Source organism: Cupriavidus basilensis (genome assembly GCF_008801925.2).
GTDB classification, from domain to species: domain Bacteria; phylum Pseudomonadota; class Gammaproteobacteria; order Burkholderiales; family Burkholderiaceae; genus Cupriavidus; species Cupriavidus basilensis.
In genome coordinates, this window is the sequence record NZ_CP062804.1 from 430,615 (window position 1) to 444,931 (window position 14,317).

Here is a 14,317-nt window from a genome sequence, read left to right on the forward strand (position 1 = left end):
AACCCGTCACTCTACGCAGCCGGCCCGGCATGCGGAAAGAACAAATCGGCGCATGGATATGCGTACGGCGTGCGCACGCTTTGACTTCAGCTCGCCACGGCTGCCACGCTGGCAGGATTTCCGGATTTGCTATTGCGGTTTTATTCCTGGACCGGCATGCCGTCGCTTACCTAGACTGGTTGCCTGGCATTTCGCCAGCTCAATCAACGCCAGCAACGTCTTCGAGGTGAACGGCTTATGAACCTGCGTGCAATTTTCTCCACGGTCCTCGCCGCCACGACGGCGCTCGCCATCGGCGCCGCTCCGGCGCTGGCCGCCGACAAGCCCATCAAGGTCGGCGTGCGCGGCGGGGTGGACGAAGAGATCTGGGAAGTGGTGACCAAGGTGGCCAGCAAGCAAGGCCTCAAGGTGGAGCCGATCGTGATTACCGGCACCGCCAGCCCCAACGAAGCGCTGAACAATGGCGATCTCGACGCCAACGCGTTCCAGCACAAGCCGTTCCTGCGTGACCAGATCAACCAGCGCGGCTACAAGATCGTGGCGGTGGCGGACACGCTGATCTCGCCGATCGCCTTTTACTCGCGCAAATACAGGTCGCTGGAGTCGCTGCCGCAGGGCGCGCGGCTGGGCATTCCCAATGATCCGAGCAACCAGACCCGGGCGCTGGTGATCCTGCGCGATCACGGGCTGATCAAGCTGCGCGAGGGTTTCGACCCGTACACCGGCACGGCCACGCTGGGCGATATCACCGCCAACCCGAAGAAGCTGGACCTGGTGGAGAGCGCCTCGGTGGTGCTGGCGCGCTCGCTGCCGGACGTGGATGCCGCCGCCGTGGTCAACACCTTTGCCTACCAGGCCGGGTTGATCGCCACGCGCGATGGCATTGCGGTGGAGAAGAAGGAGCGCAACCCGTACGTGAACGTGATCGCCGTGCGCGAGCGCGACAAGGCGGCGCCGTGGGTGGCACCGCTGATCAAGGCGTACCACTCGGATGAGGTGCGCAAGTTCATCCTGACCAAGTACCAGGGCTCGGTGATCCCCGCGTTCTGATGTGGCGGATGCCGTTGTTCATGTTGTTCATGTTGTTCCCGGAGGATTTTCATCGTGTCACAGGCGCCCCCGCTGCAATCAAGTCCGTCGCATATCGTCTTCGAGCAGCTTGGCAAGCACTACCCGGGCGCGCCCGCGGCCGCTTTGCAGGACGTGTCGTTCACGGTGGCGCGCGCGGAGGTCTTCGGCATCATCGGGCGTAGCGGCGCGGGCAAGTCCACGCTGTTGCGCACCATCAACATGCTGGAGCGTCCCAGCGCCGGGCAGGTGCGCGTGGATGGCGTGGACGTGGGCACGCTGGATGAAGATGGCCTGGTGGCGCTGCGCCGGCGCATCGGCATGATCTTCCAGCATTTTAATTTGCTGTCGGCCAAGACCGTGTTCGAGAACGTGGCCTTGCCCTTGCGCGTGGCCGGCGTGCCGCGCGCGGAGATTGTGCCGCGCGTGATGGCGTTGCTGGAACTGGTGGGCCTGGCCGACAAGGCGCAGGTTTATCCGGCCATGTTGTCCGGCGGGCAAAAGCAGCGCGTGGGCATTGCGCGCGCGCTGGTGCACCGCCCGGAGATCCTGCTGTGCGACGAGGCGACCTCGGCGCTGGACCCCGAGACCACCGAGTCGATCCTGGCCCTGCTGCGCGATATCAACCGCTCGCTTGGACTGACCGTGGTGCTGATCACGCACGACATGGCGGTGATCCGCCAGGCCTGCGACCGCGTGCTGGTGCTCGATCAGGGCCGTGCGGTGGAGCTCGGCACGGTGTGGCAGGTGTTTGCCGAGCCGCAGGCCGCCGCCACGCTGGCGCTGCTGCGTCCGCTGCGGCTGGATTTGCCAGTGCCGGCCGGCGGCGAGTTTGCCAATGCCATGCATGCGGCCGATGCGGCCAACGCGTCGTACGCCCGTGCGCGCGCCGATATCGAGATGGAGGCTTATGTTCCCGCCAATGGCTGACAAGTACGTAAAGGCGCTGGGCGAGACCTTGCTGATGGTGAGCGCCGCCTGCCTGGTGGTGTTCGTGTGCGGCATGGCGCTGGCCATCGTGCTGACGCTGAGCGCGCCGGGCGGCTTGCGCCCGCGTCCGCGGCTGCACCGTACGCTGTCGGCGTTGGTCAACACCTTCCGCTCGATCCCGTTCATCATCCTGCTGGTGGCGATGCTGCCCGTGACGCGGCTGATCGTCGGCACCACCATGGGCACGTGGGCGGCGGTGGTGCCGCTGAGCGTGCACCTGATTCCCTTCTTTGCGCGCATTGCGCAGGTCAGCCTGAACGAGATCGATCCGGGCCTGATCGAGGCCGCGCGCGCCATGGGTTGCCGGCGCTGGCACATCGTGCGCCACGTGCTGCTGCCCGAAGCGCTGCCCGGCATCGTTGGCGGCGCAACCGTCAGCGTGATCGCCATGATCGGCTCGTCGGCCATGGCCGGCGCGGTGGGCGCCGGCGGCCTGGGCGACCTGGCCATCCGCTACGGCTACGAGCGCTACGAGACGGCGGTGATGTTCAACGTGATCGTGATCCTGGTCGCGCTGGTCACGCTGGTGCAGTTCGGCGGCGAGCGACTGGCGCGGCGCTTCGACCACCGGCGCTGAGCCGGCCACGCAGCCCACGTCGTGGCGCGCGGCGTGGATGGCGTACGGCTGCCTCTCGGGCTTGCCAACGCCGCAATCGGCATAGGGAAATGCAAGGGCGGAAGGCGGCGCTGCGGTGGCGATGCGCCATCCCGTAGAATCCTCCCCTGCGCGGCCGCTCGCATGCGCCGCGCGCCATGCACATACCCAGCACCACACATAAAACCAATAACGCAGGAGCCCCCCTTGAAGAAGCCCTTTGCCCTCATCGCCGCCGCAGCCGCATTGACGACGGCTGCCACCTTCGCCCACGCCGCATATCCCGAGCGCCCCGTCAAGCTGATCGTGCCGTTCCCGCCGGGGCAGGCCACCGACATCTTTGCGCGCGCGCTGGCCGAGCGGCTGGGCAAGCAGCTTGGCCAGCCGGTGGTGGTGGACAACCGTGCCGGGGCGGGCAGCAACCTCGGCATGGAGATCGCTTCCCACGCGGCGCCCGACGGCTACACGCTGGTGATGGCCGGCAGCGCGATGGCAGTCAACCAGACGCTGTACAAGAAGCTGAACTACAACCCGCGCCAGGATTTCCAGCCGATCTCCGGCGTGTTCTCGGTACCGCTGGTGTTCCTTGCCACGCCGGCTTCCGGCATCGTCTCGCTGCGCGACCTGATCGCCAAGGCCAAGGCCGCGCCCGGCAAATACAGCTACGCCAGCGCGGGCGTGGGAGGGACCCAGCATCTGTCGGCCGAAATGCTCAAGGCCCAGGCTGGCATCTTCATGGTGCACATCCCCTACAAGGGTAGCGGTCCGGCGCAGTCCGACTTTCTCGGCAACCAGATCCCGCTGATGGTGGATTCGGTGACGGCGGCGCTGCCCCTGATCCAGTCGAAGAAGGCCGTGCCGCTGGCGGTCACGGTGGCCAAGCGCGCGCCGCAGCTGCCGTCGGTGCCTACGGTGCGCGAGGAAGGCGTTCCCGGCTTCGAAGCGCTGGGCTGGGCCATCCTGATGGCGCCCAAGGGCCTGCCCCCCGCGCTCGTGAGCCAGCTTAACGCGGAAACGGTGAAGGCGCTGCAGTCGCCCGAGCTGTCGAAGTTCATCACCGACCGCGGCTCGGAGCCGATGCCGATGAGCCCGGAGGAAACCGGCAAGTTCGTCGACAGCGAGATCCTCAAGTGGGGCGCGGTGGTGAAGCGTTCGGGCGCCCAGGCTGATTAGGAGACCATTTCAAAAAGACTGCTCAGCGCGCCTGAAGCTGTTCCTGCAGACGAGAGAGCAGCCAGGGTTCAGGAATGCGCCGTGAATGTCAGCGCGGCGCTCGAAGCGAATAGAGTGGAGCGGTTCTCTGCGTTGACATCACACCACTGAGCCGGAAATGCGCCACCGTCTGCCCGGCGTTGACCGCCCGCCGCTGCCGGCCGGGCATGGTGCCCCAGGCCGGTGGTACGCGCACCGGGATGTCATCCTCGCCCGCCAAAATTTTCCGCCACGGAATAAATCGCCACCGATATTTCATTTTGACCAGCGACCGGCGCCGGCCATACTGCCTGCTCGAGATGGCACACCGCAAGACACGGCGCCCCAAAGGGGGCGCCTCAGATTGCTGACGAACCCCACATTCTTCGGAGTGTGGGGTTTTTTGTTTGCGACGGTGCTGGCGTCAGGCCAAAATCGGCGCGCGTCAAGGTAGATGTCACCTCATTCACGCAGCCAAACGCTGGTCTTCCGCGCCTGGCTTGATACGGGTGGGCACGGCAGTCTCGCGCTCTGGGCCGAGCGTGACCGTCCCGATTGGCGACCAATCTCGCGTGTGGCGTGACCAGCGACGCGGGTTGCTCTCTTGGGCCTTGGCGTACAGATCATGGCGTGCGGCGAGAAACTTTTGCTCGATCTGCTGGCCAGGTAGACACCCTCATCGGCCAGCATGGGCACGATGCGCTGGGCCAGGCTAACGTGCCACCGTGCATCCCTGGTTGATCAAGTTGCTGCCGGTAGTCCGGTATCTCTCCCCTCCTCCCCCCGCGTTGCCGCAGGCGCGAGTGCGCGCCCGAAGGCCATCTCAACCCATGTCAGGATTTGTCAGCACTTCCGAAGCGGCCCTTCCTATACTTCGCGTCTCCAAGACTTTTGTAAGGGACGCCTGCTTGCCGATCCAGCCCTTTTGCACTTGTTACCCACGGGATGTCTTCGCCGACGCCCGTCGCGATGGGAGCAGGCGGTGTCGGCACGACGGTGCGTGCCGTCATCTCTGACCAGCGTTCCCACGCGGAGTACGGCTCCCCCTCGCAGGCATCCGCATCCAACACCCGCTCCAGAGTTTCCGATATGTCCGTGCCATTCACTTCCCCATCGAACGCCTCGCCTTCGGCGTATTCCGACCACTCCGGCAGTGTTGGTCCCTCGGCCATGCCCGCCTCCTCCGTCGCAGCCACCGGCTCCAGCGCCGGTGGCCACCAGGCCCATTTCATTGCCCCGCCGGCAGTGCCGACGCAGTGCGGCCCTGAAGGCATCCTCTACGACTTCAACGACGGCGCACGCGTGCTGCTGCCCAAGGGGCAATGGCATATCGAAATCTGGGATGAGGACACTGGCAATATCCTCTTCGCCTGCGATCCCGATGAAGGCTGGGTGACCAGCACCAAGAAGTTCTACGTCCGCTTTCGCATCAAGGTCTTCCGGCGCGGCGAGTTGACGCCCGTGCTCGACCACACCCTTGATCTCAGCGAGCGGGAGGTGCTGATCACCTTTCCAGTCGGCACACTCGGCGACCTGGTCGGCTGGATTCCCTATGCCGAACGCTTCCGCGCGCAGCACGGGTGCCGGCTCGAATGCACGATGGGGCCGCTGATCATCGATCTGTTCGCTGCCAGCTACCCGGATATCCGCCTCACGGCGCCGGATGAGTATGTGGGCCGAACCCCGTACGCGACCTACAAGATAGGGCTCTTCTTCGGCGGCAACCTGGACAACCAGCCCATCGATTTCCGCATGGTCGGCCTGCACCGCACGGCCGGCCACATCCTCGGCGTCGACCCAGCCGAAGCTGTCCCGCGGATGCGGCTCGATGCACCGCGCCGCATCCCGGAGCGCTATGTCTGCATTGCCACCAAGGCCTCCTGCCAAGCCAAGTTCTGGAACAACGGGACAGGCTGGAACGAGGTGGTGGCCCACCTGAAGTCGCTGGGCTACCGCGTGCTAGCCATCGACCAGAAGGCGACGGTGGGACAGGGTTTCGTGTGGAACCACATCCCGCATGGCGCGGAGGATTTCACCGGCGACATCCCGCTGCCGGAGCGGGTTGCGCTGCTGCAGCACGCCGACTTCTTCGTGGGCCTGTCCAGTGGGCTGTCGTGGCTGGCCTGGGCGAGCCGCATCCCGGTGGTGCTGATCAGCGGCTTCACTCTGCCCAACTGCGAGTTCCAGACGCCCTACCGGGTCTTCAACCCCCACGTCTGCAACGGATGCTGGGATGACGTGCGCACCAGCTTCGATCACTTCGACTTCTTCTGGTGCCCCCGCCACAAGGGCACCGCCCGCCAATACGAATGCAGCGCGGCCATCACCGGCCGGCAGGTGATCGGCCATATCGACCGGCTGGTCGGGACCCTCAAACACCCGGAGCAAGCACAGCCGCAATGATGAACCCCGCCTGAACCAAGGCCACCGCGCCTTCCGGCGCCGGCCCGGCGGATCCCGTCCGGCCAGCCCGGTCTTCCAAGAATCCAACACCATCAGAACAACAACGATGAATACAGGGCTGAACAGAACCTATCGCGTCGTCTGGAGCCGGCTCAGGAACACCTGGGTCGTCGCCTCCGAAATCACCCGCAGCGCGTGCAAGCGGAGTTCGACCAGCGCCACCGCGCCTGCGGCCAGTCTCGTGCTGGTGGCCGTCGCTGGCATGGCGCCCCTGGCCGATGCGGCCGGGGCCAGCTACAACGTGACGGGCACCGCCTTTGACCTCGGCTCGACGATCGGCGCGGGGCAGGCCTATGACCAGCAGTACGTCTTCGCGGGGGGCAAGGCGGTCGGCACCACGGTCAATAGCGGCGGCACCCAGAACATCCAAAACGGCGGACTCGGCAGCGGCACGATGATCAACGGCGGCGGCCAGCAGGTCGTTATCGGCGGCGGCGTGACCGAGGACAGCATGGTCGGCGGCGGCGGCGTCCAGATTATCGCCGCGGGCGCGCTCGCGGCCCGCATGGCTGTCGCCGCAGGCGGCACGCAGATCGTCTCCTCCGGCGGGAGCGCACTGAACACCACGATCGCCAGCGGCGGCGCGCTGGTCGCCGATACCGATGCCACGGCGACAGGCACAAATGCGCTGGGTGGCTTCTTCATTAGCGGCCACTCGGCCAGCAATGTCTTGCTCGAGAACGGCGGAAGCTTGTCCGTCGTCTCCGGCGGCATCGCTAGCAGCACCACGGTCAACAGCGGCGGCACGGAGTATGTCTCCAGCGGCGGCACGGCCAGCGGCACGACGGTCAACAGTGGCGGTCAACAACTGGTCAACTCAGGTGGCACGGCCAGCGGCGCCCGGGTAAACAGCGGCGGCTCCCAGTTTGTTTCCTCCGGTGCGCTCGTCAGCGGCACCACCGTCAGCAGCGGCGGCACACAGTACCTTGTCTCCGGCGCGAGCGCGCTGAACACGACGATCGCCAGCGGCGGGGCGCTGAACGCGAGCATCGACGCCACTGTGACCGGCAACAATGCCCAAGGCAGCTTCTTCATCAGTGGCCACTCGGCTAGCAATGTCCTGCTCGAGAATGGCGGCAGCCTGAGCGTGTCCTCGGGCGGCACGACCAGCGGCACCACGGTCAACCAGCGCGGCGCCGAGTATGTCGCAGCCGGCGGCTCCGCCAATGGCACAACCCTGCGTACCGGCGGCCTGCAGAGCATCAGCGGCGGCACCGCGAACAGCACCACGGTCAGTAGCGGCGGCCTGCAGATTGTCGCGTCGGGCGGCGCGGCCAACGGCACCATCGTCAACAGTGGCGGCACCCTGAAAGTCTCCGCCGGCGGCTCGGCCAGCGGCACCGTCGCCAATGGCGGCACACTGTTCGTCAACAGCAATGGCTCGACGAATGGCACCACCGTCAACGGCGGCAGCGAGATCATTGCCGCCGGCGGCTCGGCCAACGGCACCACCCTCAACAGTGGCGGCACGCAGAGCGTGCAGTCCGGCGGCACGGCCACCGGCTCGCTTGTCAACGACGGCGGCACGCTGCTGGTCTCAGGCGGCACGGCCACCAGCGCAATCGTCAACGACGGCGGCGTGCTGCGCGTTTCAGGCGGTCAGACCGCCGCCACTACGATCCAGGGCGGCGGCCTGGAGACCATCGGCTCCGGCGGCATCGCCAGCGGCACCACCGTCAATAGCGGCGGCTTGCAGGATGTCGGTGCCGGCGGCGTCGCCACCGGCGCCACAGTCAACAACGGCGGCAAGCAGCGCGTCTTCGCCGGCGGCTCGGCCGGTGGCACCACGGTCAACAACGGCGGCCAGCAATTGGTCTACTCCGGTGGCGCGGCCAGCGGCACCTTGGTCAACAACGGCGGCATCCTGCAGGTCTACGCCGGTGGCACCGCCACCGATACCACCTATGCCAGCGGCGGCAGCCAGGTCGTGTCCTCCGGCGGCACGGCGTCCGGCACCATCGTCAACCAGAACGGCCGGCAGGTGATCAACGCCGGCGGCACGGTATCCAACACCCAGGTAAATTCCGGTGGCGTGCAGCAGGTTACCAGCGGGGTCACGCTGAACGGCAGCCAAGGCGGCAATACGATCCGCGCCGGCGGCCTTCAGCTGATCGACGCGGGCGCCACGGTCGTTGCCCAGGAGCTGAACGGCTCGCAGACGGTCATGGGCATTGCCAACGCCACCGAGGTCATCAGCGGCGGCTTGCAGAGCGTCGGCTCGGGCGGCATGGCGAGCGGCACCCAGGTCTACCAAGGCGGCTGGCAGGTTCTCAGCGCCGGCGGCCAGGCTTTCGGCACGCAGGTGTATTCGGGCGGCGGACAGCGTGTCGCCAGTGGCGCCACGCTGAATGCGCAGGCCAGCACGGTTGGTGCTGGGGGCCTGCAGCAGATCGATGCCGGCGCCATCGTCAACGGGCAGGCGCTCAATGGCTCCCAGTCGGTACAAGGCCAGGCCAACAGCACCTCCGTCAACAGCGGCGGCTGGCAGACCGTCCAGGCCGGCGGGTCCGCGGCAACGACGCTGGTTGGCAACGGTGGCACCCAGCAATTGATGTCCGGCGGGACTGCCTCGGGCACCATGGTCCTTGACGGCGGCACCCTGCACGGCGCGGGGGGTACGCTGAGCGGCACCAATACCATCCGCGGCACGGGCACGCTGACTGGTGCGTCGCTTTACAATGACGGCACGCTGGTGCTGTCGGGCAATACGCAGACCACGGCCACTCAGCTCACCGGCGCTGGCGGCCTGGCCATCCAGGGCGCCGGCCAGGTCACACTGACCGGGTCCACTGCGCAGGCGCAAGGCATCACCCTGCAGGGCGGTACCTTGACACTGGCGGGCAGCCATGCGGCCACCAACGCCGCGGCGCTCACGCTGTCCGGCCAGGGCACCCCGCTATCGGCCAATATCAGTGGCGCCACGCTCAGCACCACGGCGGGCCACAGCCTGATACTGGCCGACGGCGCCGGCTCGACCGCCTCGGCCGCAGCGCTGAATATCCGAGACACCACGCTCGATGCCCGCACCAACAGCACTTTGCTGCTGGCGCGCAACGGCACCAACCTCAATATCACGGTAACCAACGCGACCCTGTTGGGCGATGTCATCTTCCAGGACACCAGCAGCGGCCTGCTCAGCCTGACCCAGGGCAGCCAGCTCAAGGGCTTGATCGATCCGGTGGACGTCAGCGTGGACGCCAGCAGCACCTGGACCATGACTGGCAACTCGCTGCTCAAGTCACTGAGCCTGGCCGGCAAGATCGACATGCAGGCCCCGGCCGGTGCTTTCACACCGAAGACGCTGACTGTTGCCTCGCTGAACGGCCAGAACGGCACCCTCACCATGAATGTCCAGCTGGGCGGCAATGGTTCGGGCGCCGACCGTCTCGTGGTCGACGGCGGCACCGTCACCGGCAGTACCAAGCTGGCGATCCGCAACGCCAGCGGACTAGGCGCGCAGACCACTGGCGACGGCATCCTGCTGGTGCAAGCCGTCAACGGCGCCACCACCACGGCCCAGTCCGGCAAGGACGGCTTCAAGCTGGCCGGCCCGGTCACGGCAGGAGCCTACTCCTACCAGCTGAACGCTGGCGATGCGGGCGGACAAGGCCAGAACTGGTACTTGACCTCTTCGCGCACCACGCCGGACGCGCCGTCCGCGACATTCGTCAGCTTCCGTCCGGAGGCCTCGACGCTGGGCGCCGCCGCCGACATGGCCGGCCGCCTGAGCCTGATGTCCCTGGCCGACCGCTACCAGCGCCAGGGCCGTAGCACAGCGCCGCGCGAAGGCGGTGCCGGCCGGCACGCCTGGGCGCGCGTGATCGACCAGAGTCTCTCGGCCGGTTCGCGCGGTGACACAGCGGCGTCCTATTCCGGCCATGCCGCCGGCTTGCAGCTCGGCGGCGATGCCTGGACGGGTGCCAACGATGCAGTGGGCGGCTACATGACCTACCTCAGCGGCAGCGGCAATGTGCGCGGTGCGGTCGACGGCCTGTCTGGCCAGTCCGCCGGCTCTGTCAGCAACTGGTCGGCACTGCTGGGACTGTACTGGACCCATACCAACGACGGCGGTTCCTGGGTCGACTTGGTCCTGCAGGGCGGCACCGTGCAGGGCAAGAGCAGCACGGCCTTGAACAGCACCGGAATCCGTGCCCAGGCCTACGCCGCCTCCGCCGAATACAGCCAGCCGTTCAAGCTGAGTGGGAACCTGTCGCTGGACGGCCAGGCACAACTGATGCTCCAGCATCTGGACTACGGCTCGGCTAGCCTGCGCGACAGCACCGGCGGCAGTACGCAAGCCTCGGTGCGGGACCGCGATCAGGCCGTCGGGCGGCTCGGCGCGCGCCTGAACTGGACCGCCGATCCCTCGGGGCACGGCTGGCGCACAGCCTTGCTGACCAACCTGTTCTACCGCACGGGCAGTACCTCCGGCACGAATTTCAGCACTGGCCCGGCCACCTCGTATGCCGGCAATGATTTCGGCAGCTGGTTGCTGGAAACCGGTGCGGAAGTGCAGTACGCCGATGGACGCGGCTCGTCGGTGTTCATCCGGGGCTCATACGGTACCCAGGTCTTCGGCAGCAGTGGTCATTCGCTGCAGGGCACCCTGGGCGTGCGCTATGCCTTCTGATCCGGCACCGGGCTGAGTCCCCACGCCGCCGGCTGCCGTCCATCGGCACCGGCGGCGCGCCGGGACAAGGAGCGTACAAACGAACGGTTCGGTACGACTGGCTGGCGCACTACCTGCTCGAGTCCGTCGCTGACGTCCAGGACCACTCCAACCAATGACCGTGGTCTTGCATTCGCGAGGGCCGCTCCACCACCACATCTTCTCGGATGCACACAGACTGCTGCTTGAGCCGGGAACCGCATCCCTTGCGCCGCAGATTTCGAGCACGACCTGGCCATCCGGGTCTTCGGAGACGCCCCCGGGTAAAACCTCGATGGTGCCCGCGCTATAAGACGTGCGAGGAACAGGAATACTTCAGACTGCGCAACGGAAAACGCCCCGCGCTGGGCGGGGCGTTCAACCGTTCAACCGGTCACCTGCTCGACCAGTTCGCCTGGCCGCGCGCGCTCATGCAAGCCAGCGCGGGCCGGCAACCGCGCTCAGGCAAGCGCGGGGTAGTCGATGTAACCTTCCGCGCCCGAGTGGTAGTAAGTCTCCGGCTGCGGCGTGTTCAGCGGCGCGTCAATCTGCAGGCGGCGCGGCAGGTCCGGGTTGGCGATGAACAGCTGGCCAAACGCCACCGCATCGGCTTCACCGGCTTGCAGCACTTGCTCGGCGGTTTCCTTGGTCATCTTCTCGTTAGCGATATAAGTGCCGCCAAACGCCTTCTTCAGCGCGGGGCCGAGGCGGGGCTCGCCCAGCGCTTCACGTGAGCAGATGAAGGCAATGCCGCGCTTGCCGAGTTCGCGCGCCACGTAGCCGAAGGTGGCCGGCAGGTCCGAGTCGCCCATGTCGTGCGCATCGGCACGCGGTGCCAGGTGCACGCCCACGCGCGATGCGCCCCACACGTCGATGCAGGCGTCGGTCACTTCCAGCAGCAGGCGGGCGCGGTTTTCGAGCGAGCCGCCGTAGGCGTCGGTGCGCTTGTTGGTGCTGTCCTGCAGGAACTGGTCGAGCAGGTAGCCGTTGGCGCCGTGCACTTCCACGCCGTCGAAGCCGGCGGCCTTGGCGTTCTCGGCGCCGTGGCGGTAGGCCGCGACGATGCCGGGGATTTCATCGGTTTCCAGCGCGCGTGGCGTGACAAACGCGCGCTTGGGGCGTACCAGGCTGACATGGCCCGCGGCGGCGATGGCGCTGGGCGCCACCGGCAGTTCGCCGTCCAGGAAGACCGGATCGGAAATACGGCCCACGTGCCAAAGCTGCAGGAAGATGCGGCCGCCGGCGGCGTGCACGGCATCGGTCACCACCTTCCAGCCGGCGACTTGCTCGTCGGACCAGATGCCCGGGGTGTCGGCATAGCCCACGCCCTGCGGGGTGACCGAGGTGGCTTCGCTGAGGATCAGGCCTGCGGAGGCGCGCTGCACGTAGTACTCAGCCATCAGGGCGTTGGGCACGCGGCCGCCGCCCACTGCGCGCGAGCGCGTCAGCGGCGCCATGATGACGCGGTTGGGGAGATCGAGGTCGCCGATGCGGATGGGGTCGAAGAGAGAGGTCATGTCAGTTTGTCTAGGTGTCGAGGAGAGTGGCGCACCGTGGGTGCATAAGTAGGCGCTCGCGCGCCGCTGGTATCAAAGATCGCTGTGCATGTGATCGAGAAAGGCCTGGATGGTCTGCTCGTCACGCTTGAAAAAAATCCATTGGCCAACCCGCTTGGAAGTCACCAGCCCGGCGCGTTGCAACGTGGCGAGATGTGCCGACACGGTGGATTGCGACAGTCCGGTGCGCGCGTCGATCAGGCCTGCGCAGACGCCCAGCTCGAGCGGATAGTCCTGCATGGCGAAATTCTCCTGCGGGGCTTTCAGCCAGGCGAGGATGCTGCGCCGTACGGGATTGGCCAGGGCCTTGTGGATGGCGTCGATGTCCATTGCGTGGGTTTGTCCGGTCTCGGAGGCGCGGGCTGTTTCGCGTTTTGGCGAAACATATATCCGCTTCTCACAAAATTAATATCGTGACTATACGATATACGTGGCGGCTTTGCTGGAGAGGCTTTTGCGCCACCTGATACTGCCTACTCGACGTATGGTTATTCCTATTTGGTTGCTTAAAGAAACCAATGTGACTTAGACTCCGTTCAGTTTCTTTATAAAACCAAGTGGATCCATGATGACGCCTAACCCGGCCACCGCCGCCACCCTGGCCACCGCACCATTGGCGCAGACCTCGGACGCGCCGTCTGCCATGCCGTCGTCGCTGGTCTGGCTGTTCGCATTGGCATGTGGGCTCAGCGTGGCCAACGTCTACTACGCGCAGCCCTTGCTGGATGCGATGGCGCGCGAGTTCGGCTTCGGCTATGGCTCGGTCGGCATCGTCGTCACCGCCACGCAGGCGGGCTGCGCGCTGGCGTTGCTGCTGCTGGTGCCGGTGGGCGACCTGGTGGACCGGCGCCGCCTGATCCTGCTGCAGTTGCTGTTGCTCGCCGTCGCCCTGGCGCTTGTGGCGGCGGCCTCCACCCGCACGGCCTTGCTGGCGGGCATGCTCGCCGTGGGCCTGCTGGGCACGGCGATGACCCAGGGACTGATTGCGTTCGCGGCCACGCTCGCCGCGCCGGCCGAGCGCGGGCGCGTGGTGGGCGCCGCGCAGGGCGGCGTGGTGATCGGCTTGCTGATGGCGCGGGCCATGGCGGGCGCGCTGGCGGATCTTGCCGGCTGGCGCGCGGTGTACATGGTCTCGGGCGTGCTGGCGTTGCTGATGATCGGGCTGCTGGCGCGCCGTTTGCCGCGGCAGGCCAGCGCGCCGGTGAAGATGCGCTACACCAGCCTGCTCGCGTCGATGTTCACGCTGTTGGCGCAGGAGCGCACGCTGCAGGTCCGCGGCGTGCTCGCCATGCTGATGTTCGCCGCGTTCAGCGTGTTCTGGACCGCGCTGGTGCTGCCGCTGAGCGCGCCGCCGTATTCGATGTCGCACACCGCTATCGGTGCCTTTGGGCTGGTTGGCGCCGTGGGCGCGCTGGCGGCCACGCGTGCCGGGCGCCTCGCGGATCGCGGGCTGGGCCAGTGGACCACCGGCATCGCCCTGGTGCTGCTGGTGGCGTGCTGGGCGCCGCTGGCTTTTGCGCGGGAGTCGCTGTGGCTGCTGGTGGCGGGCATCATCGTGCTGGACCTGGCCGGGCAGGCCATCCATGTCACCAACCAGAGCATGGTGTTTCGCGTGCGGCCCGAAGCGCACAGCCGGCTGGTGGGCTGCTACATGTTGTTCTATGCGCTTGGCAGCGGTGCGGGGTCCATCGCTTCGACGCATGTCTATGCGTGCGCAGGATGGTCCGGCGTCTGCATGCTGGGCGCGGCGATCAGCGCGGCAGCGCTGGTATTCTGGGGTGTGACCTTGCGCCGGTAGCGCGGCGA

10 protein-coding genes and 1 pseudogene are annotated in these 14,317 nt (G+C 66.8%); 7 read left to right on the forward strand and 4 right to left on the reverse strand.

Features of this window, described 5'->3' with window-relative positions:
* The first annotated feature begins 237 nt into the window (after positions 1 to 237).
* From F7R26_RS22885 to F7R26_RS22900, 4 genes are all read left to right on the forward strand, one after another.
* Positions 238 to 1,050, forward strand: coding sequence for a MetQ/NlpA family ABC transporter substrate-binding protein (locus tag F7R26_RS22885; RefSeq protein WP_150984311.1), 813 nt, complete (start codon positions 238 to 240; stop codon positions 1,048 to 1,050).
* 54 nt (positions 1,051 to 1,104) lie between these two features.
* The gene (locus F7R26_RS22890) at positions 1,105 to 1,998 is read left to right on the forward strand and encodes a methionine ABC transporter ATP-binding protein (RefSeq protein ID WP_150984310.1); all 894 of its coding nucleotides are present in this window, start codon (positions 1,105 to 1,107) and stop codon (positions 1,996 to 1,998) included.
* Entirely contained in the window at positions 1,979 to 2,635 is a 657-nt protein-coding gene (locus tag F7R26_RS22895; protein WP_150984309.1) for a methionine ABC transporter permease, read from the forward strand. Before F7R26_RS22890 ends, F7R26_RS22895 begins: the two co-directional genes overlap by 20 nt.
* 225 nt (positions 2,636 to 2,860) lie before the next feature.
* Entirely contained in the window at positions 2,861 to 3,826 is a 966-nt protein-coding gene (locus F7R26_RS22900; protein ID WP_150984308.1) for a tripartite tricarboxylate transporter substrate binding protein, read from the forward strand.
* A gap of 9 nt (positions 3,827 to 3,835) precedes the next feature.
* On the opposite strand, the pseudogene F7R26_RS22905 reads toward F7R26_RS22900, so the two are convergent.
* Together F7R26_RS22905 and F7R26_RS22910 are read right to left on the reverse strand one after the other, a co-directional pair.
* Positions 3,836 to 3,937, reverse strand: a pseudogene (locus tag F7R26_RS22905) (IS5/IS1182 family transposase); the annotation flags it as partial.
* 740 nt (positions 3,938 to 4,677) lie between these two features.
* Positions 4,678 to 5,016, reverse strand: a complete 339-nt coding sequence (locus F7R26_RS22910; RefSeq protein WP_150984307.1) for a hypothetical protein — start codon at positions 5,014 to 5,016, stop codon at positions 4,678 to 4,680.
* Between F7R26_RS22910 and F7R26_RS22915 the strand changes: the two genes are divergently transcribed.
* Entirely contained in the window at positions 5,015 to 6,247 is a 1,233-nt protein-coding gene (locus tag F7R26_RS22915; protein ID WP_150984306.1) for an autotransporter strand-loop-strand O-heptosyltransferase, read from the forward strand. The two genes, F7R26_RS22910 and F7R26_RS22915, sit on opposite strands and share 2 nt — an antisense overlap.
* Positions 6,248 to 6,353: 106 nt before the next feature.
* Positions 6,354 to 10,937, forward strand: coding sequence for an AIDA repeat-containing protein (locus tag F7R26_RS22920; RefSeq protein ID WP_150984305.1), 4,584 nt, complete (start codon positions 6,354 to 6,356; stop codon positions 10,935 to 10,937).
* A gap of 479 nt (positions 10,938 to 11,416) precedes the next feature.
* On the opposite strand, the gene F7R26_RS22925 is transcribed toward F7R26_RS22920, so the two are convergent.
* Positions 11,417 to 12,472, reverse strand: a complete 1,056-nt coding sequence (locus F7R26_RS22925; RefSeq protein ID WP_150984304.1) for an alkene reductase — start codon at positions 12,470 to 12,472, stop codon at positions 11,417 to 11,419.
* A 72-nt stretch (positions 12,473 to 12,544) separates the two neighbouring features.
* Positions 12,545 to 12,841 carry an ArsR/SmtB family transcription factor gene (locus F7R26_RS22930; protein WP_043353167.1) on the reverse strand — a complete coding sequence of 99 codons (297 nt, stop codon included), beginning with the start codon at positions 12,839 to 12,841 and terminating at the stop codon, positions 12,545 to 12,547.
* A gap of 238 nt (positions 12,842 to 13,079) precedes the next feature.
* On the opposite strand from F7R26_RS22930, the gene F7R26_RS22935 reads away from it, so the two are divergent.
* Positions 13,080 to 14,309 (forward strand): MFS transporter, encoded by a 1,230-nt coding sequence (locus F7R26_RS22935; RefSeq protein ID WP_150984458.1) that lies wholly within the window; start codon positions 13,080 to 13,082, stop codon positions 14,307 to 14,309.
* Positions 14,310 to 14,317 lie beyond the last annotated feature (8 nt).